The organism is Aeromonas sp. 95A, assembly GCF_051919235.1.
In the GTDB taxonomy this organism is placed as follows: Bacteria; Pseudomonadota; Gammaproteobacteria; order Enterobacterales; family Aeromonadaceae; genus Aeromonas; species Aeromonas veronii.
Genome location: NZ_JBQBFC010000001.1, coordinates 3,792,779 through 3,818,988, shown reverse-complemented (window position 1 = coordinate 3,818,988; position 26,210 = coordinate 3,792,779). Strand labels below are relative to the sequence as shown.

Annotated in this window: 25 protein-coding genes and 1 pseudogene; 7 read left to right on the top strand and 19 right to left on the bottom strand. The window is 60.3% G+C overall.

What is annotated here, in order from left to right:
- Window positions 1–42 precede the first annotated feature (42 nt).
- On the bottom strand, window positions 43–267 hold the full coding sequence (locus tag ACTG2U_RS17490; RefSeq protein ID WP_005335298.1) for a YheU family protein: 225 nt from the start codon (window positions 265–267) through the stop codon (window positions 43–45).
- A 97-nt stretch (window positions 268–364) separates the two neighbouring features.
- On the opposite strand from ACTG2U_RS17490, the gene ACTG2U_RS17485 reads away from it, so the two are divergent.
- Window positions 365–1,516: a GGDEF domain-containing protein gene (locus ACTG2U_RS17485; RefSeq protein ID WP_439974848.1), complete on the top strand. Its 1,152-nt coding sequence runs from the start codon at window positions 365–367 to the stop codon at window positions 1,514–1,516.
- Here the strand turns inward: ACTG2U_RS17485 and ACTG2U_RS17480 are convergent.
- From ACTG2U_RS17480 to ACTG2U_RS17470, 3 genes are all read right to left on the bottom strand, one after another.
- Window positions 1,495–2,481 (bottom strand): hydrolase, encoded by a 987-nt coding sequence (locus tag ACTG2U_RS17480; protein WP_439974847.1) that lies wholly within the window; start codon window positions 2,479–2,481, stop codon window positions 1,495–1,497. The two genes, ACTG2U_RS17485 and ACTG2U_RS17480, sit on opposite strands and share 22 nt — an antisense overlap.
- Before the next feature lie 66 nt (window positions 2,482–2,547).
- Window positions 2,548–3,447 (bottom strand): chemotaxis protein, encoded by a 900-nt coding sequence (locus ACTG2U_RS17475; protein WP_005335289.1) that lies wholly within the window; start codon window positions 3,445–3,447, stop codon window positions 2,548–2,550.
- A gap of 153 nt (window positions 3,448–3,600) precedes the next feature.
- Complete coding sequence (locus ACTG2U_RS17470; RefSeq protein WP_439974846.1) at window positions 3,601–4,260, bottom strand: hypothetical protein; 660 nt, start codon at window positions 4,258–4,260, stop codon at window positions 3,601–3,603.
- 39 nt (window positions 4,261–4,299) lie between these two features.
- On the opposite strand from ACTG2U_RS17470, the gene ACTG2U_RS17465 reads away from it, so the two are divergent.
- Together ACTG2U_RS17465 and slyD are read left to right on the top strand one after the other, a co-directional pair.
- Window positions 4,300–4,503, top strand: coding sequence for a YheV family putative zinc ribbon protein (locus ACTG2U_RS17465; protein ID WP_005335287.1), 204 nt, complete (start codon window positions 4,300–4,302; stop codon window positions 4,501–4,503).
- Between the two features lie 143 nt (window positions 4,504–4,646).
- The gene (gene slyD / locus ACTG2U_RS17460; RefSeq protein ID WP_429012755.1) at window positions 4,647–5,318 is read left to right on the top strand and encodes a peptidylprolyl isomerase; all 672 of its coding nucleotides are present in this window, start codon (window positions 4,647–4,649) and stop codon (window positions 5,316–5,318) included.
- A gap of 158 nt (window positions 5,319–5,476) precedes the next feature.
- Here slyD and ACTG2U_RS17455 read toward each other — a convergent pair whose 3' ends face one another.
- The 13 genes and pseudogenes from ACTG2U_RS17455 to glyA form a co-directional block, all read right to left on the bottom strand.
- Window positions 5,477–6,418: an ABC transporter permease gene (locus ACTG2U_RS17455; protein ID WP_144714272.1), complete on the bottom strand. Its 942-nt coding sequence runs from the start codon at window positions 6,416–6,418 to the stop codon at window positions 5,477–5,479.
- Window positions 6,419–6,420: 2 nt separating this feature from the next.
- Window positions 6,421–7,395 (bottom strand): ABC transporter permease, encoded by a 975-nt coding sequence (locus ACTG2U_RS17450; RefSeq protein ID WP_005349514.1) that lies wholly within the window; start codon window positions 7,393–7,395, stop codon window positions 6,421–6,423.
- A gap of 99 nt (window positions 7,396–7,494) precedes the next feature.
- Window positions 7,495–9,050: pseudogene (locus tag ACTG2U_RS17445) on the bottom strand (ABC transporter substrate-binding protein).
- A 70-nt stretch (window positions 9,051–9,120) separates the two neighbouring features.
- Window positions 9,121–10,845: a dipeptide ABC transporter ATP-binding protein gene (locus tag ACTG2U_RS17440; protein WP_005358467.1), complete on the bottom strand. Its 1,725-nt coding sequence runs from the start codon at window positions 10,843–10,845 to the stop codon at window positions 9,121–9,123.
- A 487-nt stretch (window positions 10,846–11,332) separates the two neighbouring features.
- Window positions 11,333–11,827, bottom strand: coding sequence for a phosphatidylglycerophosphatase A family protein (locus tag ACTG2U_RS17435; protein ID WP_139732883.1), 495 nt, complete (start codon window positions 11,825–11,827; stop codon window positions 11,333–11,335).
- Window positions 11,824–12,783 carry a thiamine-phosphate kinase gene (gene thiL, locus ACTG2U_RS17430; protein ID WP_026034998.1) on the bottom strand — a complete coding sequence of 320 codons (960 nt, stop codon included), beginning with the start codon at window positions 12,781–12,783 and terminating at the stop codon, window positions 11,824–11,826. Before thiL ends, ACTG2U_RS17435 begins: the two co-directional genes overlap by 4 nt.
- Window positions 12,784–12,840: 57 nt before the next feature.
- Window positions 12,841–13,254, bottom strand: a complete 414-nt coding sequence (gene nusB / locus ACTG2U_RS17425) for a transcription antitermination factor NusB (protein ID WP_005343514.1) — start codon at window positions 13,252–13,254, stop codon at window positions 12,841–12,843.
- A 14-nt stretch (window positions 13,255–13,268) separates the two neighbouring features.
- Complete coding sequence (gene ribH, locus ACTG2U_RS17420; RefSeq protein ID WP_005338866.1) at window positions 13,269–13,739, bottom strand: 6,7-dimethyl-8-ribityllumazine synthase; 471 nt, start codon at window positions 13,737–13,739, stop codon at window positions 13,269–13,271.
- 203 nt (window positions 13,740–13,942) lie between these two features.
- A complete protein-coding gene (ribBA, locus tag ACTG2U_RS17415; RefSeq protein WP_042054172.1) occupies window positions 13,943–15,052 on the bottom strand; it encodes a bifunctional 3,4-dihydroxy-2-butanone-4-phosphate synthase/GTP cyclohydrolase II in 1,110 nt (369 codons plus the stop codon).
- A 149-nt stretch (window positions 15,053–15,201) separates the two neighbouring features.
- Window positions 15,202–15,855, bottom strand: a complete 654-nt coding sequence (locus ACTG2U_RS17410) for a riboflavin synthase (protein WP_047438140.1) — start codon at window positions 15,853–15,855, stop codon at window positions 15,202–15,204.
- Between the two features lie 54 nt (window positions 15,856–15,909).
- The gene (gene ribD, locus ACTG2U_RS17405; RefSeq protein WP_439974845.1) at window positions 15,910–17,019 is read right to left on the bottom strand and encodes a bifunctional diaminohydroxyphosphoribosylaminopyrimidine deaminase/5-amino-6-(5-phosphoribosylamino)uracil reductase RibD; all 1,110 of its coding nucleotides are present in this window, start codon (window positions 17,017–17,019) and stop codon (window positions 15,910–15,912) included.
- A 199-nt stretch (window positions 17,020–17,218) separates the two neighbouring features.
- Window positions 17,219–17,668, bottom strand: a complete 450-nt coding sequence (gene nrdR, locus ACTG2U_RS17400) for a transcriptional regulator NrdR (protein ID WP_005338880.1) — start codon at window positions 17,666–17,668, stop codon at window positions 17,219–17,221.
- A gap of 150 nt (window positions 17,669–17,818) precedes the next feature.
- Complete coding sequence (glyA, locus tag ACTG2U_RS17395) at window positions 17,819–19,072, bottom strand: serine hydroxymethyltransferase (RefSeq protein WP_005338884.1); 1,254 nt, start codon at window positions 19,070–19,072, stop codon at window positions 17,819–17,821.
- Between the two features lie 324 nt (window positions 19,073–19,396).
- Between glyA and ACTG2U_RS17390 the strand changes: the two genes are divergently transcribed.
- Entirely contained in the window at window positions 19,397–19,681 is a 285-nt protein-coding gene (locus tag ACTG2U_RS17390) for a hypothetical protein (protein WP_139409659.1), read from the top strand.
- Between the two features lie 52 nt (window positions 19,682–19,733).
- Here the strand turns inward: ACTG2U_RS17390 and torS are convergent, their stop codons facing one another.
- The gene (gene torS / locus ACTG2U_RS17385; protein ID WP_439974844.1) at window positions 19,734–22,556 is read right to left on the bottom strand and encodes a TMAO reductase system sensor histidine kinase/response regulator TorS; all 2,823 of its coding nucleotides are present in this window, start codon (window positions 22,554–22,556) and stop codon (window positions 19,734–19,736) included.
- A 70-nt stretch (window positions 22,557–22,626) separates the two neighbouring features.
- Between torS and torT the strand changes: the two genes are divergently transcribed.
- Both torT and ACTG2U_RS17375 read left to right on the top strand, forming a co-directional pair.
- Complete coding sequence (gene torT / locus ACTG2U_RS17380; protein WP_439974843.1) at window positions 22,627–23,673, top strand: TMAO reductase system periplasmic protein TorT; 1,047 nt, start codon at window positions 22,627–22,629, stop codon at window positions 23,671–23,673.
- Between the two features lie 37 nt (window positions 23,674–23,710).
- Window positions 23,711–24,115 carry a GFA family protein gene (locus tag ACTG2U_RS17375; RefSeq protein WP_257687226.1) on the top strand — a complete coding sequence of 135 codons (405 nt, stop codon included), beginning with the start codon at window positions 23,711–23,713 and terminating at the stop codon, window positions 24,113–24,115.
- Between the two features lie 36 nt (window positions 24,116–24,151).
- Here the strand turns inward: ACTG2U_RS17375 and torR are convergent, their stop codons facing one another.
- Window positions 24,152–24,865: a two-component system response regulator TorR gene (torR, locus tag ACTG2U_RS17370; protein ID WP_439974842.1), complete on the bottom strand. Its 714-nt coding sequence runs from the start codon at window positions 24,863–24,865 to the stop codon at window positions 24,152–24,154.
- Between the two features lie 145 nt (window positions 24,866–25,010).
- On the opposite strand from torR, the gene torC reads away from it, so the two are divergent.
- Complete coding sequence (gene torC, locus ACTG2U_RS17365) at window positions 25,011–26,177, top strand: pentaheme c-type cytochrome TorC (protein ID WP_439974840.1); 1,167 nt, start codon at window positions 25,011–25,013, stop codon at window positions 26,175–26,177.
- Window positions 26,178–26,210: the final 33 nt, after the last annotated feature.

The window sequence follows — 26,210 nt, the reverse complement described above, 5'->3', positions numbered from 1 at the left end:
CTTCCTTGGGAATTCCGTTATAAGGTCCGGATTGCGGTTGGGTCAAGACTGCTCGATGAAGCGGTCTTTCATCACGATATTCACCGATTCGTGCAGCTCGCTATAGACGATGACAGCTTTGCCTTGCTGTAATTGTTCTCTCACTGCATCGACTTTGACGCCAAGCGGTACATCCTGCTCTCCATATTCGGTTCCTTCCTGCAACACAAAGTGTTCGATCAGGTTGGTCAGGGTGTCGCCGTCCAGTTCTTGCCAGGGAATGATCATTTAAAGGTCTCACAGCAAAAGAGGTGATCGTCAGGCTATTGTTGTGTTGAATCCCGCGAATGCAATCACTTTTTACCTTTTCACCGGAGTCTGAGAGATGTTGTCTGAAGCGCAGCGCAGCGCGCCGTTAACCCTGACTGAGCATCTGGACAGCGCACGTCGAGAGGCGATTGCCCGAGGCATGGTGTGGTTCTGGTTGTTGAACTGGCTGGTGGTATTGTTTCTTTCGATACGCTACGAGGTTTACAGCCAGGTCGGGCTCGCCAGTGATGACAGCTTACCCTGGCGCTTTCAGAGTGAGCTGGCCCTGGTCATGGTGGTGTTATTGCTGCTACCTGTTGTCAGCCTGTTTTGTGACCATATGCAGGACCGCCTCTGGTTACGGATGGCTGCACTGGTGATGGTGCTATGGGGCGGACTCTGGACGCTGCATATCTATACGATTGGTCAGGTGGAACTGCGGGGAGGGGTCAGCTATGCCAACGGGATCATGCGGCTCAACCTGCTGGCCGCGCTCATCGCGTTTTATCCCGATCGCAAGGTGTTGTATGGCTACCTCTTGGGCCCGATGACGGTGGGTGTGGGGTTGGAGCTCTTTTTGCGCGTCGATTTTCTCCAGATTTACCTGCTTGGCGTGTTGTTTGGCGTGATTGCGCTGGAGGTCGGCCGTCGCATGCTGCACCGCTGGTTTGAGTTGGCGATCATGCGAGAGCATGAAAATCTGATGCTGCTGCGCCAACTTGATCAGCTCGCCAAGCAAGATCCTCTGACCGGTGTCGCCAACCGGCGGCATTTCAATATCGAGCTGGATCGCGCGTTGGCCCATAGCCAGGAGAGCGGCGCTCCGCTATCGCTCATCCTGATCGATGTGGACTATTTCAAGCGCTTCAACGACCACTATGGCCATCAGGTGGGGGATATGTGCCTCAAGGAGGTGGCACAAGCGCTCAACCATGCGGTACGCACGCCATCTGATCTGGTGGCCCGCTATGGCGGGGAAGAGTTTGTGCTGCTGCTGCCCAATACCGACCGTCAGGCGGCGGCCAGCGTGGCGCAGCGGCTGCAAGATGGCTTGGCCAGCCTGCAGCTGGAGCATCTGGCGTCCGATGTTGCCCCCTGGGTGACGGTGAGTCAGGGGATTGCCAGCAATGTCTCCGGCGAAGGGGCGAGCCAGTTGCTGGAGCGGGCCGATCAGGCGCTCTATCGGGCCAAGGAGTCGGGACGCAATCAGTTCTGTGTTGCAGAGTGACTCTGTTCGGCAATCCAGCGACTGATCCGTTCATCCAGCCAAAACCGTGGCCGCCAGGGCGTGCCGTGCAGAAAGCCGACATGGCCGCCGCACTGGCTCAACTCATAGCGCACCGTGGGCGAGAGTTGCTCCGGCCGGGGAATGACCGCGCGTGACATAAAGGGATCGTCGGCGGCGTGCAGGATAAGGGTAGGGATGGGGATCTGAGCCAGCAGCGGTAGTCCCGAGCAGCTCTGGTAGTAGTGGTTGGCGCTGTGAAAGCCGTGCAGCGGCGCGGTAACCAGCTCGTCAAAATCGCGCAGGGTGGCAATCTGCTCCACTTGTCGAGGTTGCCAGCGTTCACTCGCTTTCTGCTGCTGGCTGATCTTGTTGAGCAGGTTGCGGCGCATGGTGCGTAGCAGATAGTTCTGATAGACCTTCGAGAAGCCCTGATTGACCCGCTCGGCGCAGCTCGCCAGTTGCAGCGGGGCCGAGACCACCACCGCCGCTTTCAATGCCGCAGGACAGGCCCGCGCCAGCAGATTGACCAACATATTGCCACCCAGTGAAAAGCCGATGGCGATCAGCGGTTTGCCCGGGAAGCGCTGACTCAGCTCGGCAATCAGCTCCTGCGCATCACCGATGGCGCCAGAGTGATAGGCCTGCAGGTGGCGATTGGGTTCGCCACTGCAACCGCGAAAGTGCATCAGCACGGCCTCTCTGCCCTCTTGCTGCAGGTGGGCGAACAATCCCTTGGCGTAGTGGGAGTGAATGCTTCCCTCCAGCCCGTGAAACACCACTATCAGCGGCCGTTCATCAAGGCTGACTTCCCCGCTCCAGGCGAGGTCGACAAAGTCCCCATCCTGCAGTTCAAACCGCTCCGCCACAAAACGGGCAGGGGGGCGGCGCAGCCATTTGGGCAATATGGTCTGCAGATGAGGATTGCGTGCCCACCAGGGGGCGTGGAAGTGGCTCTCGGTCAGCATGGGGTCAGTCGGTCTGGGTCGAAGATAAGGAGGACGGGAGGCGTGTTCCTCCCGCCAGTCATTGGCTTATTTCAGCAGGCGATCGTGATGTTCGGCGCCGCGCAGCATGGCCTGGATCAGCTCATTGGCTTCGAACTTGGTCAGCGCCTCATGAGCACCCACCTGATGGGCCCGCTCCACACTGATCTCGCTGGAGAGGGAGGTGTGCAGGATGATGTAGGCCCCCGCCAGTTTGCTGTCGCTCTGCACCTCGAAGGCCAGCTCGTAGCCATCGAGCCCGGGCATCTCGATATCGCTCACCAGAATGTCGATCGGGGTCTTCTGGCTCGCCCGCGTCTGCATCAGGGTCAGTGCATCCTTGCCATTGGTGCAGACTTCATAGGGGATATTGATGTAGTCGAGGGCGGCCATCAGCTGACGGCGAGCGACCGAGGAGTCATCGACCAGCAGGATCCGCATCGGCTTGATCCGCTCCCGCTGCACATCGGTCAGCACCGGATAGAGGTGGCTCGGATCGTCCGGATAGACCCGGGAGAGGATCAGTTCCACATCCAGCAGCTGGATCAGCTGGTCATTGACCCGGGTCACGCCGGTTACGAACACATTGTGACCGAGGGAGGCGGGTGGCGATTCAATATCGCGCCAGTTGCACTCGGTGATCTTGTCGATACCGCGTACCAGAAAACCCACCAGAGTGCGGCGGCAATCGGTAATGATGATGAAGCAGTGGGGCATCTCCTCCTTGCTGATGGGGCGATAGCCCACCGCCATCGCCATGTCGATCACCGGAATGGTGGAGCCGCGCATATTGGCGGCCCCCAACACGGTCGGGTGCGAGTGGGGCATTGCCGTCAGCTGGGTGTAGGGCACTATCTCCTTCACCTTGAGGGTACCGATGGCAAAGGATTGTTTGGCTGAAAGGTGAAACAGCAACATGCCCTGGGATTGATTGGCTTTGCTCGTCATGGCAGATGTCCTGTTGGTCGAAACGTTGGCAGTCACTTCAGGCCTCTAGCATAAAGGATTACGGGGGGAATGGCCCTTCCTTGTTAACGACCATCTGGCAAAAAACTGGACTCATTCAGCCAATTTCGTTGGCACACTCACACCGGCGTCCGGTTATTGATCTCCATCCTCGCCAACGCCCCACTGCTGGCAGGCCGCTTGCAATGCGGCCTCATCGGCATAACCCAGCTTGCTGGCCACCTGCGCGGGTTTGCTGCCGCCCTTGAGCAATCTGAGCGCCTGCAGCAGTTGCCACTGTTGTTGCAATTCACTCCCTTCCACCGGTGCATCGGCTTGTTGTGCCCACAGTTGCAGAGACTCCGGTTGGCCATTGGCCAGCGCTTGCCAGCAGGCTTGCAGCTCACCGTGACCTTGCTGGCTGATGGCGCACTGTTGCAGCTCATCCAGGATCACCTGCAGTCGCTGACCGTAGGCCCCTTGCCACTCTTTTGGACGTTGCCACCGGGCCAGCGAGTCGAGCAGGGCATCGAGCAGGGGCGTGGCCTGCAGCCAGCCAGCCTGCTGCGGCTGAGCCACGCGCAAAGAGACGCTCAGCTGATCGAAATCGCAACCGCTGAGGGGGCTGAAGGCCGCGAGGGCATCGGCACAAAGCCAGAAGCTGCTGCCTGCCGGAAGCAACAGCTCATGTTGGCCCAGTCTCAGCAGCGCAGCGCCCCGGGTGATCCGCAACAGCTGCCCGACCGGGGTCCGTTTGCGGTTGCCGGCGTGCAGGCCCTGGCAGGAAAAATGGTGATACTCGATGGCGTGATGCATGTAAAAACCCTGATATGATGCTGCCTGGAGGTAACAAATATGGAAACCAGACGTAAAAAACGCTTCATTGCCGGTGCGGTTTGCCCGGCGTGCGGTAAATTGGACAACATGATGCTGTATCTGGAGCATGGAGTCGAGAAGGTGACCTGCGTCGCCTGTGGCGATACCCAGGTACAAACGCCTGCCGAGGTCGACAAGCAGACTCGCGAGGCGGAAGAGGTGATCGGGGTGTTTCGCCCCTGATAAGGCAACGGCGGGTTGAATGCGGGTCTCCTTGCTGACGCTGCTGCCGTTTTTTTCGTCACCCCGTGGCGCCGCACGGCATATGCGCGGCCCGCTTTTTAGGGTATTCTGAGCCCGTTTTTTTCTATCCGCAGGATCCTGACATGAAAGTAGCTCCTCTGAGCGTGGTTACGCTGGAATACACAGTCACCGACGAGCACGGTGAAGTCATCGACAGCACTGTCGGCAAAGAGCCGCTGGTCTATCTGCACGGCACCCGTTACCTGGTCTCAGGCCTGGAAGCCGAGCTGGAAGGTCGCGCGGTAGGTGAAGCCTTCGAAGTGACTCTGGTACCGAGCCAGGCCTACGGCGAATATGACGAGACACTGGTACAAGAAGTACCGGGCGAGCTGTTCGACGGCATGGAAGTCTCCGAAGGGGATACTTTTGTGGCTGAAACCGACGATGGCCACCGTCCGGTGACCGTGGTTGAAGTGTCCGAAGAGTTCGTCAAGGTGGATGGCAACCATCCGCTGGCTGGCGTAACCCTGGGCTTCAAGGTCGAGATCAAGGATGTGCGTGCTGCCACTGCCGAAGAGCTGGCTCACGGCCACGTTCACGGTGTCGGTGGTTGCGGTCACGATCACGGTCATGACCACGATCACGGCGGCTGCTGTGGCGGCCATGGTCACGACCACGATGAGGATCACGGCCACGGCGGTTGCTGCGGCGGTGCAGGCCACGGTCACGATCATGGCCACGACCACGGTGACGACCATGGTCACGCCGGCTGCTGCGGTGGCGGCGGTTGTGGTGGCAAGGGCCATCACCACTGATCACGGCCACGGCGATGATAAAAAACCCGCATCAAGCGGGCATCAAATAAGAAGAGGGAGGCACTGCGCCTCCCTCTTCTTTAGCTTTTTGACACAGTTAAGCTCAAATTACCTGAGCTTGTCTGCACAGAAATCTTCCCAACGCTCTGATTTTCTATTCACCCTTTGTAGACCTTGGGGTTAAACACATCCCGCAGCCAGTCACCCAGCAGATTGATGACCAGCACCAGCACCACCAGACAGATTCCCGGGAAGGCGGTGATCCACCAGGAACCGGAGAAGATGTAGTTGAAGCCGACGCTGATAAGCGAACCGAGCGAGGGCTGATCAACCGGCATCCCCAGGCCGAGGAAGGAGAGCGCCGCCTCGCTCATGATGGCGTTGGCCACCTGCACGGTGGAGATCACCAGAATGGGCGACAAACAGTTGGGCAGAATGTGGCGGAACATGATGCGCGGGGCGCGGAACCCCATCACCTTGGCCGCCTCCACATACTCCTTCTTCTTCTCCGCCAGCACAGAGGCGCGCACAGTACGGGCGTACTGCGGCCACTCTGCAATACCGATGATCACCACCAGCATCATGATGGCGAACTTCGAGTAGAACTCGGAGCCAAAGGTTGCCTGAAAGATGGCGGAGATGATGATCGCCACCATCATGGTGGAGAACGACAGCTGCACATCGGCAAAGCGCATCAGCAGGTTGTCGATACGACCACCGAAATAACCGGCAATCAGACCGATGACGATACCGAGCACCAGCTGCAGCGCCACCGCAAACAGGCCGATGGTGAGGGAGATACGGGCGCCATAGAGGATGGTGCTCCAGATATCCCGCCCCTGGTTGTCGGTACCGAGCCAGAAACGCTCCTCGCCGCCTTCGAGCCAGGAGGGGGGCAACTCGGCATCCATCAGATCAAAACTGGTCTGGTCATAGACGTTGTGCGGGGCGAGCCAAGGCGCCAGCAGCGCCGCCAGCACAAATACCACGAACACCGCAAAGCTGAACATGGCTACCTTGTCCCGCAGGAAGTAGTAGACGATGTCAGAGTTCTTGAATCGTGCCCAACGGCTTGGGCTTGCAGTTACAGCGTTACTCATGCTTACCCCTTGGCAGTCAGGTTAACGGTCGGGTTAATCAACCCGTAGAGCAGGTCGACCAGGGTATTGGTCACCACGAAGATCAGTCCCACGAAGATGACGTAGGCGGTGATCAGCGGGGTATCGACCCGGTGGATCGCCTCAAGGAACAGGAAACCGGTGCCCGGCCACTGGAACACGCTCTCGGTCAGGATGGTGTAAGCCACCATGGTGCCGATCTGCACCCCACCGACGGTAATGACCGGCAGCATGGTGTTCTTCAGTGCGTGCTGATAGTAGACCTTGTTGTTATCCAGCCCTTTGGCGCGGGCGAATTTGACGTACTCGGAGGAGAGCTGCTCCAGCATCTCGGAGCGCACCAGCCGGATAAACAGCGGCAACATGATGGAAGAGAGCGACACCGCGGGCAGGATCAGGTGCAGGATGCCGTCCCAGGTAAAGAAGCCCGACTCCCAGCCCAGCAGGTTACGGGTCTCACCGCGACCATAGGCTGGCAACCAGCCCAGCTGGATGGAGAAGAGGTACATCAGCATGATGGCGGTCAAAAATACCGGGATCGAGATACCGATACTGCTCCCCGCCATGATGATCTTGGTGGGAATACTACGCGGGCGGATCGCCGAATAGACACCGAGTGGAATGGAGACCACCACGATGATGAGCGCGGCAGCAAACACCAGCTCAAGGGTAGCCACCAGCTTGTCGAGGATCACCTCGAGAGCGGGTCGCTTGAAGAAATAGGAGGTGCCCAAATCCCCATGCACCGCATTTTTCAGAAAGCGGCTGTATTTGATGAGGAAGGGATCGTTGAGGCCCATCTTCTCGCGCAACTCGTGACGCTGGGCTTCAGAGACGGATTGTCCCACCAGCTCGCGCAACGGGTCACCCAGGTTATCCTGGATGGAGAAGGCGACCAGGCTGATGACGAACATCACTATCACGGCCTGATAGAACCGTTTCAGCAGGAATGTAAACATGCTTGTCCTTCTACGTGGCCTGTGTCGTGGCACAGGCTTCTGTTAGTGGGCGGAGTGGCCAGCTGACCACCCCGCCCCGTCCTTCCTTGCGACGTTCTCTTACTTGCTGACCACCAGGTCACCCAGGTAAGGGAAGTTCATCACGTTGACCACCGGCTTGATGTCGACGTTCTTCTTGGCGCCATAGGCCAGATCTTCCCAGTGCAACGGCACGTAGGCAGCATCTTCGATCAGCATGGCTTCGACCTTCTTCAGCATCTCGGCACGCTTGGCCGGATCGGTCTCGGCGTTGGCATCCATCACCAGCTTGTCAGCTTCGGCATTGGCATAACCGGCGCAGTTGTACTGGCCCATACCGGTCTTGGCGTCCTTGGTGAAGGTCAGGAACTCGAAGAAGTTCGCGGTATCTTCGGTGTCGGAGTGCCAGCCGATCAGCTGCATGTCCGCGGCGCACTTGTCAAACTCGGGCCAGTACTGGGCCACCGGCATGGTCTTCAGATCCACCTTGATGTTGATCTTGGCCAGCATGGCGGAGACAGCCTGGGCAATCTTGACGTCGTTGACGTAGCGGGCAGCCGGGGAGATGAAGGTCATCTTGAAGCCTTTCTCGTAACCGGCCTCTTTCATCAGCTCCTTGGCCTTGGCCAGATCATACTGGGGTACCAGCGCCTCGTTGTGACCGGCATAGCCTTTCGGGCTCAGCTGACCAGCAGGGGTACCGAAGCCCTTGTTGATCTTCTCGACGATACCCACCTGGTTGATGGCGTAGTTGATGGCCTGACGTACACGCTTGTCTTTCAGTGCCGGGTTGGTGTTCTGGTTCAGCTCGATGATGATGGCGCGGGTACCGGACAGGGTGACCAGCTGGGAGTCCTTGCCATTCTTCACGCGCTCCAGATCGTTCGGCGCAACCGGATAGATCATGTCCACATCGCCACCCAGCAGGGCTGCAACACGGGTCGCATCTTCCTTGATCGGCACCACGGTCAGGTTCTCGACGTTACCCTTGGAGGCTTTGTCCCAGTAGTTGGCGTTGCGGGCATAATCCAGCTTCACACCCTGCTCGCGGAACTTGACGGTGAACGGGCCAGTACCGGGACGTGGGTAGAGGCGTAGGAGTCGCCGTTTTTGACGATCTCGGCCTTGTCTTTGCCCGCTTCGGTCTTGCCGGTGTAGAACTTGGAGTCCATCGGGAAGATGTAGGTGACGGTCTGCAGCACCAGCGGGAACGGCTTGGCGGTAATCAGATCGACGGTGTAGTCATCGACTTTCTTCACTTCGCTGATGGGATCGAAGATCGCCTTGAAGTCGACGGAGGATTTCAGGCGGTTGACGGTCCACACCACGTCGTCAGCGGTGAAGTCGTTACCGGAGTGGAACTTGACCCCTTTGCGCAGGTGGAAGCGGACGGTCTTGTCATCGACACGCTCGAACTTCTCGGCCAGACGGGGCTCGAACTGCAGGTCCTGGGTGTAACGCATCAGGGGATCGAATACTAGGTGCGACATCTCCAGGGTCTGACCGGAGAGCTGCTCCTGTGGATCCAGCGAAGTGGCGTCAGAAGCGACACCCACCTTGATATCAGCGGCTGAGACACTGAAGGCGAAACCGGCGGCAAACAGCGCCAGGGCAATCTTGGACAATCCTTTCTTCATCTTGTTCTCCATGCTTTTGGCTTTCTTATGACACTTTTTTTGACAAGCAGACCGGCGCACCGGCGCTCTCCTAGCTTGCGATTTCCAGCCCCTCGCGGGACATTCCCTTGAACTCCGGCATGAGGGAGATCAGCTTGCGGCTGTACTCATGCTCGGCATTGGTAAAGAGTTTCTCGGTCTCGGCCACCTCCACCAGATGACCGTGCTGCATCACCCCGATGCGGTCGCACATCTGGCGGATCACCGGCAGATCGTGGCTGATAAACAGCATGGTGAGCTTGAGCTCCTGCTGCAGATCCTTGAGCAAGTTGAGGATCTGGGCCTGCACCGACACATCCAGCGCCGAGGTCGGCTCGTCGCAGATAAGGAAGCGCGGGCGAGTGGCCAGGGCGCGGGCAATGGAGATGCGCTGGCGCTGGCCGCCGGAGAACTCGTGGGGATATTTGACCCCGGCACCACGACCGAGACCCACGTGATCCAGCAGATCGCCGACGATCCCCTCGATCTGGCTCTCGCTGCTCGCCAGCTGATGGAAGCGGATCGGCTCGGCAATGATGTCGCGCACCTTCATCCGCGGATTCATCGACGAATAGGGGTTCTGGAACACCATCTGCATCTGGCGACGCAGCGGGCGACGCTCGCGCTCGCTCTTGAGGGCGGTCAGATCGATCCCCTCGAAGAAAATCTTGCCGGTATCAGGCGGATAGAGACCGGTGATGGCGCGGGCAATGGTCGATTTGCCGGAGCCCGATTCCCCCACCAGACCGAAGGTCTCCCCCTCGAAGATCTCGAAGCTGATGTTGTTGCAGGCGCGCACATACTGGCGACGGCTCGGGAAGATGGAGTCCTTGGTGACGAACTTCAGATCGACATTCTCCACCCGCAGCAGCGCCCCTTCATAGGCACGCTCGTCCTGACTCTGGCCGAGCCAGTGGGTCTTGAGGTCGATGTTGGTATCCGGCGCACTGGCATCCTCGATATAGGAGACCAGCGGGAAACGCACCAGCTTCACATCGGAGCGGGGTACCGCCGAGATGAGGCTGCGGGTATAGGGGTGATTGGGGCTGCCCAGCACCTGTTCGGTCAGGCCGAACTCCACCAGATCGCCGCGATACATCACCGCCACCTTGTCGGTAACGTTGGAGACCACGCCCATGTCGTGGGTCACCAGCATGCAGCCCACCTGACGCTCTTTGCAGAGGGCGCGGATAAGCTGGAGGATCTGATCCTGAATGGAGACGTCAAGCGCCGTGGTCGGCTCATCGGCGATGATCAGCTCCGGATCGCAGGAGAGCGCAATGGCGATAACCACCCGCTGACGCATGCCACCGGAGAACTGGTGCGGATACTGTTTGATGCGCAGCTCCGGCTGCGGAATACCCACAGCCCCCATCAGCTCCAGCGCCTTGGCAAAAGCCGCCTCGCGAGAGAGGTCGGTATTGGCCAGAATGGTCTCCACCAGCTGATGCTCAACGGTGAACAGCGGGTTGAGGGAGGTCATGGGGTCCTGGAAGATGAACCCGATACGGGAGCCACGGATGGCCCGCATCTCATTCTGGCTCTTGCCGGAGATGAGCTCGCCATTGAGATAGATATCGCCACGGGCGATGCGACCCGGCGGGCTCAGGAGATCGATAACGGCGTTGCCGATGGTGGACTTGCCAGCGCCGGATTCACCGACCACCCCGACAATCTCACCCTTTTCGATAGAGAAAGAGAGATCCTTCACCGCGGCCAGTACCCCGTAGCGGGAGGGGTACTCGATCCGCAAGTTCTTTACTTCGAGCAAGGACATGTTTACCTCTGCGGGGGACATCCGTCCCAAATAATTCGTCCGTAAATCAGCCGCAGATGCCGGTTGTTACCTTGGGCAATATTTGCTCAATCCATGAGGCAGCGAAACCAGCGATCCGGGCGGGTTTTTTGCATTTTTTTGGAATAACCCGCGAGTAACTTAGACGGTTTGACCACGGGTGTAAATGATTGAGTTATACAATTCCGCAATGTTTTGTGCAGATAACCACCAATTCAGCAGAGATAAATGATGATTTTCATCACAAAAATGGCCGGTGCGTCCGTACATCTATTGGTATCATTACTTTAATTTCAACAACAACGCAACAAGCAGCATTTATCACTATTTCCAAAACAATCACCAGCCCCGAATGAGTAGTGAATATTTATGTGAAATGGATGATAAACGGCAGCATATGCCGATGAATGAAAATTAAGCAGATATAAATCGGGGGATGCTAGAACGGTCATCCCCCGGAAGATGGCTCTCAACCGAGCCAGAATGCCAGTAATTGCATACAAAACAGGGCGAACAGGCCGGCGATCAGATCGTCCAGCATGATGCCCAGGCCACCGTGGATCCGGCGATCAAACCAGGAGATGGGCCAGGGTTTGAGCACATCAAACAACCGGAACAGCGCGAATCCCGCCACCACCCACTCCCAACCGCCTGGCGCGGCGATCATGGTGACGCCAAAACCGATCACCTCGTCCCAGACGATGGCGCCGTGATCCGGCATGCCGATGGCATCGGTGGCGCTCTGGCAGATACGAATACCGACCACAAACCCAACCGCCAGCAGGGCGATGAACCAGTGGGTCGGCAGCCCGCTCACCAGCAGATAGAGCGGAATGGCCGCCAGGGTGCCCATGGTGCCCGGCGCCTTGGGGCTGAGACCGGAACCAAACCCCACCGCCAAAAAATGAAGCGGATTTTTCAGATCCAGTCGTGTCAGCTCGGGCTTTATCCTGAACAAACTCATGCGAAGTGATCCCACCCTTTCAGTTGCAGCTCGACCGCTTGGTCACCACGCAGGTAGTCGATGCCCGGCTCGCCCGCCACGATGCGGCCGATGCGGCTGAACTTGACCCCGCTGTGAGCCAGCGCCGTATCGAGCGCGCCGCGGTGCTCCTCCGGTACGGTAAAGCAGAGCTCGTAGTCATCGCCACCGGCCAGCGCCAATTGCCACGCCTCCTGCTCGCTCACCGCATCCTGCAGCACCGGCGAGAGCGGTAGCAGATCGAGATCGATCTGGGCCCGTACACCGGAGGCCTTGAGGATATGGCCGAGATCCGATGCCAGCCCGTCGGAGAGATCCAGCGCACTGCCCGCCAGCCCGCGCAGCGCCTGACCGGCCAGAATGCGGGGATGGGGGTGGTCGAGCCGTGGCAGCACGGCAGCCAGCTGGTTCTCGTTGAGGGTACGTTTGCCCAGCAGGTGGGAGAGCGCCAGCGCGGCATCCCCCAGAGTGCCGGTCACATAGATGCCGTCACCCGCTTTGGCGCCGCTGCGCATCAAGGCGCGCCCGGCAGGCACCGACCCCTTCACCGAGATGGTGATGGAGAGCGGCCCGCGGGTCATGTCTCCGCCCACCAGCGCCACATTGTAGTACTCGGCCAGCTCCAGAAACCCTTCGGCAAACCCGGCAACCCAACCTTCGTTGATGGCAGGCAGAGTCAGCGCCAGCGACACCCAGCGCGGCTCGGCCCCCATGGCGGCGAGATCGGAGAGATTGACCGCCAGCGCCTTGTAGCCGAGATCCACCGGATCCATGTCGGGAAAGAAGTGTACGCCGCTCACCAGAGTGTCGGTGCTCACCGCCAGCTGGGTATCGGGGGGCAGGGTCAGCAGGGCACAGTCATCTCCAGGGCCCATCACCACGTCCTTGCGGGCGTGGGGGACCTTGAAGTACTTATCAATCAGCTCAAATTCACCCATACAGTAAAAAGCCAGCAATAAGCTGGCTCCTCTCTTAGATGCTGACGGACAGCAGGATCAACGCTTGTTCAGCGACTTGATCACCTTGTCCAGTACACCGTTGACAAACTTGTGGCTGTCATCGGCAGCAAAAGCTTTGGCCAGCTCGATCGCTTCGTTGATGACCACGCGCGGCGGTACATCATCACGACGGGTCAGCTCATAGGTCGCCAGACGCAGGATCGCCTTGTCCACCATGTCCACTTCTTCCAGCGGACGGGAGAGGAAAGGTGCAAACACCTTGTCCAGCTCGCTGCAGTGGAGGGCTACCCCGAACAGCAGATCGCGGAAATAGTTCAGGTCTACACCCTTGGTGTCCTGATCGATCTTGAACTGCTCTTCGATGTCACCCACGTTAGCCTTGGTCATCTGCCACTGGTAGATGGCCTGGGTGGCGCAATGGCGGGCTTTACGGCGCTCAGACGGTTTCAATGTACTTCTCCTCGTTACACGTCCAGTTCTTTCAGGACGTTGATCATTTCGAGCGCTGCCAGTGCAGCCTCTGCACCCTTGTTACCCGCCTTGGTACCTGCACGCTCGATGGCTTGTTCAATGTTTTCAGTGGTCAGCACACCGAAGGCAACGGGAATTTCATATTCCATCATTACCTGGGCCATGCCCTTGCTGTTCTCGTTTGCCACCAGGTCGAAGTGGTAGGTGCCGCCACGGATGACAGTACCGACCGCCACGATGGCGTCGTATTGACCACTCTTGGCCAGCTTCTTGATGACCAATGGCATTTCAACCGCGCCCGGCACTTTTACCAGTGTCAGGTTGCTGTCCTGCACTTGACCTTGACGCTTCAGTACGTCCACCGCGCCGTTCACCAGACTGTCGTTGATGAAGCTGTTGAAACGGGCAACAACAATAGCAACGCGCGCCTCAGGAGCGGCGATATTTCCTTCGATAACCTTCATTGGAAATCCTGTATCTGTGCAATCAAAAGGGCCGGAGTCAAAAGTGCGCATATTCTAGCACAACAGACCCACGACAAAAACCATGGCCGCAATAGACGGCCATGATTGCGATTTAACCAGTCCGGCGCGCTTACTCGCCGGTAAATTCCACGACTTCCAGACCGAAACCGCCCAGAAGGGGATGGTACTTCTCTGGTAGTACGTTACTCGCCAACGTACTCAACCACTTCCAGACCGAAACCACCGAGGGCATGGTACTTCTTCGGCGAGCTCAGCAGGCGCATCTTGCTTACACCAAGGGCCTTGAGGATCTGGGAGCCCACGCCAACCCGGCGTGAGGTGCCCTGCCACTTGGCTCCTTCCGGTGCCAGTCCCTTGTCGGCGGCTTCAAAACCCTTGACCCGGGCCAGCAGCTCGGCGCCATGGGATTCCGCCCCCAAAATCACCAGCACCCCGCCTTCGTCAGCGATGCGGGCCATGGATTTGGGCAGCGGCCAGCTGCGGGCGGCGTGGCGGTCGGTCAGCAGCAGATCGCTCAGCACATCGTGCAGATGGACCCGCACCAGGGTCGGCTGGTCAGCCTGCACCTCACCCTTTTTCAGGGCGAAGTGAACCTGATTGTCGATGGTGTCGCGGAAGGTGATGAGGTCGAACTCGCCAAACTCGGTCGGCAGCTTGCATTCGGCCACCTTCTCGACCGTGGTCTCGTGCTGGTTGCGGTACTCGATAAGGTCGGCGATGGTGCCAAGCTTGATGCCATGCTGCTCGGCGAACACCTCCAGATCCGGACGGCGCGCCATGGTGCCATCTTCGTTGAGGATCTCGACGATGACGGCGGCCGCCTCGAAACCGGCCAGACGGGCCAGATCGCAGCCCGCTTCGGTGTGACCGGCACGGGTCAGCACGCCGCCATCCTGCGCCATCAGCGGGAAGATGTGGCCCGGCTGCACCAGATCGGCCGCCTTGGCATTGGGCGCCACAGCCGCCTGCACGGTCACCGCGCGATCGGCGGCTGAGATACCTGTGGTCACCCCTTCTGCCGCCTCGATGGAGACGGTAAAGGCGGTGGAGAACTGGGCATTGTTGCGATCCACCATCAGCGGCAGCGCCAATTGCTTGCAGCGATCCCGGGTCAGGGTCAGGCAGATGAGGCCACGGCCGTAGCGGGCCATGAAGTTGATATCCTCCGGACGGACGCAGGAGGCGGCCATGATGAGGTCCCCTTCGTTCTCCCTGTCTTCGTCATCCATCAGGATCACCATCTTGCCAGCCTTGATATCGGCAATGATTTCCTGGGTTGTGCTCAGCGCCATGGGCTACTCCATCAGTGTGCTTGGGGGTTGAGCCCGCAGGCTCAACGCAAATGCGTGTGTATGTTGCTCTAGATTGGGGCTAGCGGCTCCATTTCAATCAGAGCGGGATCACAGAAAATCGTTTTGGTGGCCAGACTCAGCGCACACCGTCAGAGAAAACCGGCCTTGGCCAGCGTCTCCATGGTCAGGGTCGAGGCGCTGCTCTCCTGACTTTTTCCCATCATCAGCCGCTCCAGATAACGGGCGATCTGATCCACCTCGAGGTTGACCTTGTGACCCGGCTTCCAGCTGGCAATAGTGGTCTCCTGCGCGGTGTGGGGCACGATCGTCAGGCGGAAAAGGTCCCCCTGCACCGCGTTGACGGTGAGGCTGATGCCATCCACCGCAATGGAGCCCTTCTCGGCGATATAGCGGGAGAGTTCCCCCGGCGCCTTGATCCAGTACTCGATGGCACGGCCGCTGCTGGAGACGCTTTTCACCTCCCCTACCCCATCCACATGGCCGGAGACCAGATGGCCGCCGAGGCGGGAGGTGGGCATCAGCGCCTTCTCGAGGTTGACCCGATCGCCCACTCTGGCGGCGGCAAAGCCAGTACGGGAGAGGGTTTCCAGCGACACGTCGGCGGTATAACTCTTGTCGCCCAGCGCCACCACGGTGAGGCAGACGCCGTTGGTGGCGATGGAGTCGCCCAGTTTGACGTCACTGAAGTCGAGATGCGGTGCATGGACGGTGAGGGCCATGTCATCGCCCTGACGGCGCAGCTCGGCCAGGGTTCCCACCGCTTCGATAATTCCGGTAAACATGCAGATCACCTTGCTGATGACGGGGCTGATTATGCCCCCTTGAACATTGATAAATCAGGCTATTTTGGCGGTAATGCGAATATCCTGGCCGACCATGCGCACATCCTTGATGGCGAGCTTTGGGGCCTGGAACAGCCGGGTCAGGCCCGGCAGATGGAACAGGCCGCGCCCCTCATCCCCCATCAGTTTGGGCGCCTGATAGAGCACCAGCTCATCCACCAACCCCTTATCCAGTAGAGCGCCGCAGAGCCGTGGCCCCGCCTCGACCAGCACCGAGTTGACGTTCTGTTTGGCCAGCAGCATGAAGAGGCTGACCAGATCCAGCTTGCCATCCAGCAGCGGCAGCTCCAGCTGTTGCACCCACTCGGGCCACTCACCGGACGCCTTGTGACGGGCCAGCAGCACCGGGCTCTCGCTCTGGAACAGCGGCAAGTCGGGGGTAAGCCGGTTTTGCGAATCGACGATGACTCGCAGCGGCTGGCGCAGGGTCTCTTTGGGATAGCTCGCCTTGACCGAGGGGGGAAGCTCGTCCCAGCGCACGGTCAGGGAGGCACCATCGGCCAGCACGGTTTCGGCGCTGGAGAGCACCGCATCGTGGCGGGCACGCAGCCGCTGCACATCACGGCGCGCATCGGGAGAGGTGATCCACTGGCTCTCGCCGCTCGCCATGGCAGTGCGGCCATCGAGGCTGGCCCCCAGCTTGACGGTCACCCGCGGGAAGGCGGTACGCATCCGCTTGAAAAAGCCCGGGTTGAGCGCTTCGGCTTCGCTCGCCAGCAGGCCGAAATCGGTCTTGATCCCCGCTTCGGAGAGCATCCGCAGGCCACGTCCGCCCACCTGGGGATTGGGATCGACCATGGCTGCTACCACCCGGGCCACGCCGGCGTTGATCAGCGCCTCGGCGCAGGGGGGAGTGCGACCGTGATGGGAGCAGGGTTCGAGGGTTACATAGGCGGTAGCGCCACGGGCGTTGTCACCGGCGGCGCGCAGGGCGTAAACCTCGGCATGGGGCTCGCCCGCCTTTTGATGCCACCCTTCGCCAACTACCACGCCATCTTTGACCAGCACGGCGCCGACGCAGGGGTTGGGGGCCGTGGTGTAGCGGCCGCGGCGGGCCAGTTCGAGGGCCCGACTCATCCATTGGTAATCATCTTGACTAAACATTCGGGCTCCTTTGACAACACATCTCGACTTTACGCAGTATCGTAGGTTCGATTAGCGCAGCGTAATCGGACGCGGCAACATGGGTGAGAATGGCGGTTTACTTCTCCAGCTTGGCGATCTCTTCGCCAAACTCGCGAATATCTTCGTGTCCTGAAGTAGAGAGGGGCGAAGTGGATATCCACTTGCCCATCCGATACCATCATTTCTCCAATTTGGCGATCTCTTCACCGAACTCGCGAATATCTTCGAAGCTGCGATAGACGGAGGCAAAGCGGATATAGGCCACCTTGTCGAGACTCTTGAGCTCATCCATCACCAGATTGCCCACCAGCTCGGAGGCGACTTCGCGCTCGCCGGTGGCACGCAGGCGGGATTTGATATGGTTGACCGCTTTTTCGATGGCCTCCATGCTCACCGGCCGCTTCTCCAGCGCCCGCAGGATGCCGGCGCGCAGCTTGTCTTCGTTGAACGGCTCGCGGGAACCGTTGGACTTGATGACGCGGGGCATCACCAGCTCGGCCATCTCGAAGGTGGTAAAACGCTCGTGACAGAGCAGACACTCACGACGGCGGCGCACCTGATGGCCTTCTGCCACCAGACGGGAATCGATCACCTTGGTATCAACCGCACTACAGAATGGGCAATGCATCGGACCTCCGGCGTTAATGGAACAGGGACCGGCCCGGCGGGCCAGGATCTAGGTCGGCCAGTGTAGCACGGCCATCCAAAACCGGTAAAAGCCAGAAAAAACAATGCCACCCGCAGGTGGCATTGGTCTCAAACCGAACGGTCTGGCTTATCAGCCATAAACCGGGAAGCGGCGGCAGATATCCAGCACCTTCTCGCGCACGGTGGCCAGCACGGCATCGTTGTCGTGGTTGTCCAGTACGTCGCAGATCCAGTGGGTCAGCTCGATGGACTCGGCTTCCTTGAAACCGCGGCGGGTGATGGCCGGGGTACCGATCCGCACACCGGAGGTGACGAACGGGGAGCGCGGGTCGTTGGGCACTGAGTTCTTGTTGACGGTGATGTTGGCTTTACCCAGTGCAGCGTCAGCATCCTTACCGGTCAGCTCGCGGCCGATCAGGTCAACCAGCATCAGATGGTTGTCGGTACCGCCGGAGACGATCTTGTAACCGCGCTCGATAAAGGTCGCAGCCATCGCCTTGGCGTTTTTGACGACCTGAGCCTGATAGGTCTTGAACTCCGGCTCCAGCGCCTCTTTGAAGGCAACGGCTTTACCGGCGATGACGTGCATCAGCGGGCCACCCTGACCACCCGGGAAGACGGCGGAGTTGAGCTTCTTGTAAAGCTCCTCGTCGTCAGCGGCGGAGAGGATCAGACCACCGCGCGGACCGGCCAGGGTCTTGTGGGTGGTGGAGGTGACGACGTGAGCGTGGGGCACCGGGTTCGGGTAAACGCCAGCGGCAATCAGACCAGCCACGTGGGCCATGTCGACGAACAGGTAGGCACCGACCTTGTCGGCGATTTCGCGCATGCGGGCCCAGTCAACGATGCCGGAGTAGGCGGAGAAGCCACCGATCATCATCTTCGGCTTGTGCTCGACAGCCTGACGTTCCATGTCGTCGTAGTCGATCTTGCCGGACTCATCGATACCGTAAGGCACGATGTTGTAAAGCTTGCCGGAGAAGTTGACCGGAGAGCCGTGGGTCAGGTGACCGCCGTGTGCCAGGTTCATGCCCAGTACGGTGTCGCCCGGCTGCAGCAGAGCCATGTAAACGGCGCTGTTGGCCTGGGAGCCGGAGTGCGGCTGCACGTTGGCGTAAGTGGCACCGAACAGCTCTTTGGCGCGCTCGATAGCCAGTGTTTCGACCACATCCACATACTCGCAACCACCGTAGTAACGCTTGGAGGGGTAACCTTCGGCGTACTTGTTGGTCAGCTGGGAGCCCTGGGCTTCCATGACACGGGGGCTGGTGTAGTTCTCAGACGCAATCAGCTCGATATGCTCTTCCTGACGACGGGTTTCGTCTGTGATGGCCTGCCACAATTGCGGATCATAATTGGCGATGGTCATGTCACGTTTCAACATCCGTTTCTCTCCTGAAAATCGTTTGCGCGTTAGGTGAAGTGGGCGCGGGCATTGTAACGTGAGCTGGATCAAAGAGACAGTCCAACCACCTAAAAAAATGTTGAATTTATGTTGTAAAAAACAAGATTCCCTCCCCGTTCAATACCCTGGCCGCTCCGCCAAACGGCACATTTTTCATCCCGCGGCGGGCGGGCAAAACCCGAAGGGGATCACAACGCCCTCTTTATCCATCCTGTAACATACTCATTCGAAACAAATTTAATGATGATGGAGCTGATTGCAGCCATGCATCCGAGGGGCTGCACCTAACCGGAGGAGTTCAAGATGGACCATCTGCTGACATTCGTGATCCTGGCTGTCTTTTTTCTGTTCTACTGGGTCTACTACACCAGCCAACGAAAACATGTTTCCACCACCTCGTGGGAGCAGCTCCCCACCAAAGCCGACTATCTGGCGGCCCACCCTGAATCAGTCGATGGCGACATCATCTTCTGTTATCACTGCGGCCACCACGAGTTGCTGGAAGTGGGCATGGTGCACCTGACCGATTTTCGCCGGGAATGGGTCTGTGCCAAGTGCAAGCAGGTGCTGTTTCGCGAGATCGAATAAACGGCGCAGGGGCTGGCCACCCCCTCTGAACGTTGTGCATCGCCAGCAGGGATCAGAACGGCGAATCCCTGTTGGCCACCAGCCACTGCTGCAACCCGCTCACCGCAGCGTCAAATTGCGCCCCGATTGCCGCTGGCTCACCGCCTCCCGCCTCAAGAGCAGCACAGTGGCTGGCAAATTCGGTCAACCCCAGCGCCAGCGCACTCCCCTTGAGCTTGTGCGCCAGCTGACGTTGCTCACTTCCCTCACCCTGAGCCAACTCATCCACCAACACCCGCCCTTGCGACTCAAACAGCGCGACCAGCTGGCGGATCCGCGCCATGCCGAGCAGGGGCAGATCGGCGTCCAGCACCGGATTGGCCCACTCGAGCTGGTTAGTCGAGGGCGCGGCAGCTAGCTGCACAGGCGGCTCGATAGCGGCGCCTTCTTGCCGAAACAGCTGATCGATAGCGTTCGCCAGCACCGCCAGCCGTACCGGCTTGCCGACAAAATCGACAAACCCGGCGGCAAGGCAGTGGCGGATATCCTCCGGATACATCTGGGCCGAGATGGCGATGGCGGGCAGCGGCCGCTCATGCACCTCTTCGCTGATGGCGGCCAAATCCTCGCGCAGGGTCATGCCATCCATGTCGGGCAGATTGATATCGAGCAGCGCCAGCTCGAAGGGGCGCTCGGTCACCAGCGCCAGCGCGCTGCGGCCATCCTCCGCCAGGGTGACGCGATGGCCGAGGCGAGTCAGCATGCCGTGCGCCACCAGCCGATTGATCTCATTATCCTCCACCAGCAGGATGTCGCGAGACTGACCAAGGTGCAGCGGCTGTGCCTCGGCGGGCAGTTGGGCGCTCGAGCGCTGCAACGGCAAGCTGAAGCTGAATTCACACCCCTTACCCGGTTCGCTGGCAAGGATCAGCTCGCCCCCCATGGCGGCCACCAGCTTGCGGCTGATCGCCAGCCCCAGCCCAGTGCCGCCCTGATGGCCCACGTCTCGCTGGCGCTGGCGAAACGCCTCGAATACCGCCTCCTGCTCATCGGCCGGAATGCCGGGGCCGCTATCGCGCACCACAAAGCGGATGCAGGGTTCGGCGCAAGGGCCTTGGCAGACAAGAGGCGCCACCGTCAGGGTAATCTGGCCACGGGCGGTAAACTTGACCGCATTGCCGAGCAAGTTGCCGAGCACCTGCCGCAGCTTGCCCAGATCCCCCTCGACCACAGGCGCCAGCCCGGGCGCATATTCCAGCGCCAGGGTGACCCCCTTGGCCGCTGCCTTTGGCCGGAACAGTGCGCTGAGCTCATCCACCAGCTGGAACAGGGGGAAGGGCTCGCGGCGTGCCTCCACATGGCCCGCCTCTATCTTGGAGTAGTCGAGAATGTCGTTGAGGATCTCCAGCAGGGATTCGCCGCTGTGCTCGATGGCGGCCAGATAGCGCTGCTGGGTCTCGCTCAGGTGGGTATCTTCCAGCAGCGTCAGGCCCCCGAGAATGCCGTTCATGGGGGTGCGGATCTCGTGACTCATGGTGGCGAGAAACACCGACTTGGCGCGGTTGGCCTGTTCTGCCTCGGCGCGGGCCTGCCGCTGCTTCTCCACCTCCTCATTGAGCCGCTCGTTGGCGTGGCTGAGCTGGCCGGTGCGCTCCTCGACCCGCGACTCCAGCTCGCGCTGATAGCGGCCCAGCTCCACCGCATTGTCACGAAACACCTGCAAGGCCCGCCCCAGCTCCGCCAGCTCATCGCGCCCGGTGCTGGCGATCGGCTCAAGAGGTACCAGATCCCCGCGCGCCAACCGGCTCATCCCCGCCACCGCCCGTTGCAGCGGCCAGACGATCCGGCCATAGACCATGCGCCACATCAGCAGCATCAGTAGTAGCAGGGTGAGCAGGCCAATGGCCATCAACGCCTGCTCCAGCAGCCTGAGGCGCTGGCTTAGCGCCTGCTGGCTCTGCCCCAGCGAATCGCGGGCACGGTTGACCAGCTCACCGACCTGCTGGTTGAGGCTGCTCATCAGGGCCTCATTGGCATTGGCCAGCACCCGCAGCGCCTCCCCCTTGCCGAGCCAGTCGCTGCGCAGTTGTACCAGCTTGTCGCTCTGCGCCAGCACGGTCAGCGCCTGCTCCACCGCCTGCCGGCGGGCCGGATCGGTCACCGCCCCGGCCCGCAGTTGCAAGATAGCCAGCTCCCGCTGCCCCTCTTGCAATAACGTTTGCAACTGTTCCTGCCGATCGCTGCGCCACATCTCTTCGATGCGCTGCTGCTGCATCAGGGTGCGATGGCGCAGCTCGGTCATCTGCTCCAGCCAGTCGAGATCCTGCTCCAGCAGGCGGTCCAGCGTCCGGGCCGCCTGCGCACCTTGTTGTTGGTAGAGGGAACCCAATCCCGCCACCATCACGGTTTCGGCGTTCTCCATCTGGCTGCGCGCCAACTCGGCGATCTGTCCGGCCGCCGCCACCAGACGGGCCCGCTGCGCCTCCCCCTGCGCCATCAGGGTCAGTCGCTCCCCCACCAGCCAGCCCTGCTGGCCCAGATTGCCGATGATGCTCTGACTGAGCTGATCGAGGCTTGTTGAACCCTGCCCACGGCCGAGTTGCTCCAGCACCTGTTGCAGCTGTTGTCCCTGCAGAGTGAGCAAGCGCCCCTGATGCTCCCGCTCCTGCTCGCTGGTCGCTGTTGCCAGCAGCCGCGACGCGCTCTGGATCTCGCTGCTGAGGCGAGAGAGCGTGCGGGCCAGCTCCTGATCGGCGAGAGTCTGCTGCACCCCTTGCTCAAGCTGGCGCAGATGGCTAAGCCCCACCCAGCCCAGCAGGGAGGCACTCAGGGTCAGCAACGCCATCAGGGAGAAGGCCAGCAGCAACTTGCCACCCAGGCCGGAAAAGATTCTCACGGGAAGTCCCTTGGTTGTGGTCGGCTTTGACCGGATAATATGGCCCAACACTTTAACAAAACCCCTGGCCATGCGAAGCGTCTATCTCTCCCCGTTGTTGCTCATGTGGTTGCTCACGCTGCCTCGCGCCGCCCTCGCCTTTGCAGTCGATATCTGGCCCGGCGGCGAATTCAGCGGCCAGCCGCTGCGCCAGCAGTGGCAGGAACCTGCTGCGGCAACCAAACCGCTGACCCTCTGTGCCCTCTACCCCCATCTGCGCGACGCCTACTGGCTCTCGATCAATCAGGGCATGGTTGACGAGGCGAAGCGGCTGGGAATCAAGTTGCAGATCCACGAAGCGGGAGGCTATGACGCCCTCGCCGAGCAGCGCCAGCAGTTGCAGCGCTGCGTGCAGGAAGGCAGCGACGCCATCTTGCTCGGCGCTGTGAGCTATCAGGGCTTGCGCGAGGCAATCAAGGCTACGCCGCTGCCGGTCTTTGGACTGGTCAACGATCTGCCCAGCGGTCTGGTGCAGGCGAAGGTGGGGGTCTCCTGGTACCAGATGGGCTGGCAGATTGGCCACTGGCTGGCGCAGCGTCACCCCGCCGGCAGCAAGCCGGTCTCGGTCGCCCTCTTCCCCGGCCCGCAGGCGAGTGGCGGCAACAACTTCGTCGAGCCGGGCTTTGCCGATGCCATCAAGGGGAGCGCCATCAAGCTGGTCACCACCGAGCGCGGCGACAACAGCCGGGAAATCCAGCGCACCCTGGTGCAGCAGACGCTGGCCCGCTATCCCGACCTCGACTATCTGGTGGGGGGCGCCATCGCCGCCGAAGTGGCGGTCAATGAGCTGGCGCAGCGCCATCTCGACAAACCCCAGGTGCTGAGCACCTATTTCAGCCACGGGGTACAGCGGGGCCTGCGCCGGGGCAAGATCCTCGCCGCCAACAGCGATCAGATGCGGCAGCAGGGGCGCCTTGCGGTCACTCAGGCGGTCTGCCTGCTGCAACACCCTGATGCCAGTGCCGAGCAGTGCCCGCGGGTGATGGGGCCACCCATTCTGACGCTATCTGCACCGCTGGCCGACCCCGCAGATTCCCTCTCGGATGGCGCTTTTCGCCCCGTCTATCGGGTCGAATAGCCGTTCCAAATCCGATCAGCACACTCAAGGAGAAGAGATGAAAGAGTTACATGCCAGCTGCCTGTGCGGCGCCGTCGCCCTGACCCTGCCGGATCAGTTCGACTATATGGGGAACTGCCACTGCAGCGAATGCCGCAAGTTTTCAGGGGGAGATTACGCCTCGGTCGGCGGACTGGATGGCAGCAAGGTCACCATAGTGAAGGGAGAAGAGGCCATCGGCCGCTACCGGAAATCGGCAGAGACCACCCTGGCCTTCTGTCGTCACTGCGGTTCCAGCCTGTTCAGCCAGAAGAGCAGCAGCGGCAAGATCAATCTGCGGTTGGGGATACTGGACGACGTGCCGAGCCAGCGACCCGCGTTTCACATCTTTGTCGGCTCCAAGGCGCCTTGGCACCAGATTGGCGACGACTGCCCGCAATTTGATACCCGCCCTCCGGTCTGATACCCGGTCAAACAGGTCAAGGCCACCGCAACGGGGTCAGGAGGCTATCTCGCCGGCAAACAGATAGCCTTCACCATGGACGGTGACAAACAGCTGGGGATCCCGCGGATCCGCTTCCATCTTGCCGCGCAGCCGCCGGATCAACACATCTATGGTGCGATCGCTCGGGCCATCGCCGCGATGGCTGATGAGGGTCAGGATCCGCTCCCGACTGAGCACCCGCCCGGCATGGGCGACAAAGGCCACCAGCACTTCATATTCGGCCTTGGTCAGACGCACCGGCACTCCGTCCTTGCTGAGCTGGCGGCGGGGGATGTCAAAACGCCAGGGGCCGAAGCGCACCGCATCGTCAGTGACCGCAGGCTCGCTCGGCGCAGCGGCCGCCAGCGAGATCCGCCACAGCAGATTCTTGACCCGCACCAGCAACTCCCGCAGCTCGAACGGCTTGGTGACATAGTCATCGGCCCCCATCTCGAGGCCGACAATCTTGTCCACCGCATCGCTGCGGCCGGTGACCAGAATGATCCCCACCGTGCTGCGCGCCCGCAGTTCACGGGTCAGCAGCAGACCATCTTCTCCCGGCAGGTTGATATCCAGCATCACCAGATCGACCGTCTGCTCCGCCAGCACGGCGCGCATCTCCTGGCCGTTTTCGACCGCCGTCACCCGATAGCCCTCCCGCTCGAAATAGCCGGTCAGCTTCTCGCGGGTAACCGCATCATCTTCAACAACCAGAATGTGGTAGCTCATGGGCAGGGTTCACGATGGTCGACAAGGGAGGATTATTCTATTCACATTTTGTCATAAATACCCCTATTTCATTAATTTGTGGCGGCAGCCCCGTTCACAACGCCTCCCTATCATGGCCCCCATCAAAAAAGTGATGTGAGAGAGCATGATGAAAAAACTGTGGCACTTCCTGCGCACCCCCAGCCGTCGCTGGTCGGTACTGGCGCTGCTTCTGGTGGGCGTCGGCGTCACCCTCGCGGGCACCGTCGGCCTGCACTACGGCTTTGAGAAAACCAGCAGCCTCGAATTCTGTATCTCCTGCCACTCCATGAAAGACACCGTCTATCCGGAGTACAAGGAGTCCATCCACTTCAAGAATGCCTCAGGGGTACAGGCGATCTGTACCGACTGTCACCAGCCGAAGGATTTTGTCGGCAAGGTGGCCCGCAAGATGGAGGCGGCCAACGACCTCTATCAGGAGTACATAGGCCACAGCATCGACACCCAGGAGAAGTTCGAGGACCGGCGCCTGCATCTGGCCGAGAAGGTGTGGGCACGGATGAGCAGCCAGAACTCCAAGACCTGCAAGTCCTGCCACAGCTACGACAACATGGATCACGCCAAGCAGTCCCCGGCGGCAGCGCTGGCGATGAAAGATGCGGCGGCGAAGAACATGAACTGCATCGAGTGCCACAAGGGCATCGCCCACGAACTGCCCAACATGGCGGGCGGCTTCCGGGCCACTTACGCCACCCTGGTCAACGACGCGCAAGAGGCGCCAGCCACCGAGACCCTCTACAACCTGGGTGAAAAAGATCTCTATGCCAGCGAACAGAGCAGCGACCCGGTCGGCAAACTACTGCCCGCCTCCCGCATCGACGTCGTAGACCGCAGCGGCGATCGCCTCAAGGTGACCATCGAAGGGTGGCGCGAGAGCGATGGCAAGGGCCGGGTGCTGAGCGAATACATGGGCAAGCGGGTCTTCGTCGCCACCATCCGTGACGAACTGAAAGCGAGCGAGAAAGTGCTCAAGCAGGAGACCGACAGCGCCACCCATATCAAGTGGGAACAGGTTCAGGTGCAGGCCTGGGTCGATGGCAAGGGCTTTGAGTCCTCGCTCAAACCGATCTGGGATTACGCCGGCGAGATGTACAAATCCACCTGCAACTCCTGCCACGGCGCGCCGGATCCCGCTCACTTCACTGCCAACGGCTGGATCTCGGGACTCAAGGCGATGTCTGCCTACTACCGCCTGAGCAAGGAAGAGGAGCGCACCCTGCTCAAATACCTGCAAAACCATGCCGCCGATACCGGTGGTCAGGGCAGCCACTAATTCCGGATTCGAGTTCCGGATCCGAGAGAGGAA

Excerpts from the sequence above, each read along its gene's own strand:
- ACTG2U_RS17470 (WP_439974846.1), bottom strand. The coding sequence starts at position 4,260 with ATGCATCACGCCATCGAGTATCACCATTTTTCCTGCCAGGGCCTGCAC.
- ribBA (WP_042054172.1), bottom strand. The coding sequence starts at position 15,052 with ATGGCGCTGAGCACAACCCAGGAAATCATTGCCGATATCAAGGCTGGC.
- nrdR (WP_005338880.1), bottom strand. The coding sequence starts at position 17,668 with ATGCATTGCCCATTCTGTAGTGCGGTTGATACCAAGGTGATCGATTCC.
- ACTG2U_RS17450 (WP_005349514.1), bottom strand. The coding sequence starts at position 7,395 with ATGTTTACATTCCTGCTGAAACGGTTCTATCAGGCCGTGATAGTGATG.
- ACTG2U_RS17410 (WP_047438140.1), bottom strand. The coding sequence starts at position 15,855 with ATGTTTACCGGAATTATCGAAGCGGTGGGAACCCTGGCCGAGCTGCGC.
- slyD (WP_429012755.1), top strand. The coding sequence starts at position 4,647 with ATGAAAGTAGCTCCTCTGAGCGTGGTTACGCTGGAATACACAGTCACC.
- thiL (WP_026034998.1), bottom strand. The coding sequence starts at position 12,783 with ATGGGTGAATTTGAGCTGATTGATAAGTACTTCAAGGTCCCCCACGCC.
- ACTG2U_RS17490 (WP_005335298.1), bottom strand. The coding sequence starts at position 267 with ATGATCATTCCCTGGCAAGAACTGGACGGCGACACCCTGACCAACCTG.
- ACTG2U_RS17390 (WP_139409659.1), top strand. The coding sequence starts at position 19,397 with ATGGACCATCTGCTGACATTCGTGATCCTGGCTGTCTTTTTTCTGTTC.
- ACTG2U_RS17375 (WP_257687226.1), top strand. The coding sequence starts at position 23,711 with ATGAAAGAGTTACATGCCAGCTGCCTGTGCGGCGCCGTCGCCCTGACC.
- ACTG2U_RS17455 (WP_144714272.1), bottom strand. The coding sequence starts at position 6,418 with ATGAGTAACGCTGTAACTGCAAGCCCAAGCCGTTGGGCACGATTCAAG.
- ACTG2U_RS17485 (WP_439974848.1), top strand. The coding sequence starts at position 365 with ATGTTGTCTGAAGCGCAGCGCAGCGCGCCGTTAACCCTGACTGAGCAT.
- ribD (WP_439974845.1), bottom strand. The coding sequence starts at position 17,019 with ATGTTTAGTCAAGATGATTACCAATGGATGAGTCGGGCCCTCGAACTG.
- ACTG2U_RS17440 (WP_005358467.1), bottom strand. The coding sequence starts at position 10,845 with ATGTCCTTGCTCGAAGTAAAGAACTTGCGGATCGAGTACCCCTCCCGC.
- ACTG2U_RS17435 (WP_139732883.1), bottom strand. The coding sequence starts at position 11,827 with ATGAGTTTGTTCAGGATAAAGCCCGAGCTGACACGACTGGATCTGAAA.
- ribH (WP_005338866.1), bottom strand. The coding sequence starts at position 13,739 with ATGAAGGTTATCGAAGGAAATATCGCCGCTCCTGAGGCGCGCGTTGCT.
- glyA (WP_005338884.1), bottom strand. The coding sequence starts at position 19,072 with ATGTTGAAACGTGACATGACCATCGCCAATTATGATCCGCAATTGTGG.
- torC (WP_439974840.1), top strand. The coding sequence starts at position 25,011 with ATGATGAAAAAACTGTGGCACTTCCTGCGCACCCCCAGCCGTCGCTGG.
- torT (WP_439974843.1), top strand. The coding sequence starts at position 22,627 with ATGCGAAGCGTCTATCTCTCCCCGTTGTTGCTCATGTGGTTGCTCACG.
- ACTG2U_RS17465 (WP_005335287.1), top strand. The coding sequence starts at position 4,300 with ATGGAAACCAGACGTAAAAAACGCTTCATTGCCGGTGCGGTTTGCCCG.
- ACTG2U_RS17475 (WP_005335289.1), bottom strand. The coding sequence starts at position 3,447 with ATGACGAGCAAAGCCAATCAATCCCAGGGCATGTTGCTGTTTCACCTT.
- ACTG2U_RS17480 (WP_439974847.1), bottom strand. The coding sequence starts at position 2,481 with ATGCTGACCGAGAGCCACTTCCACGCCCCCTGGTGGGCACGCAATCCT.
- torR (WP_439974842.1), bottom strand. The coding sequence starts at position 24,865 with ATGAGCTACCACATTCTGGTTGTTGAAGATGATGCGGTTACCCGCGAG.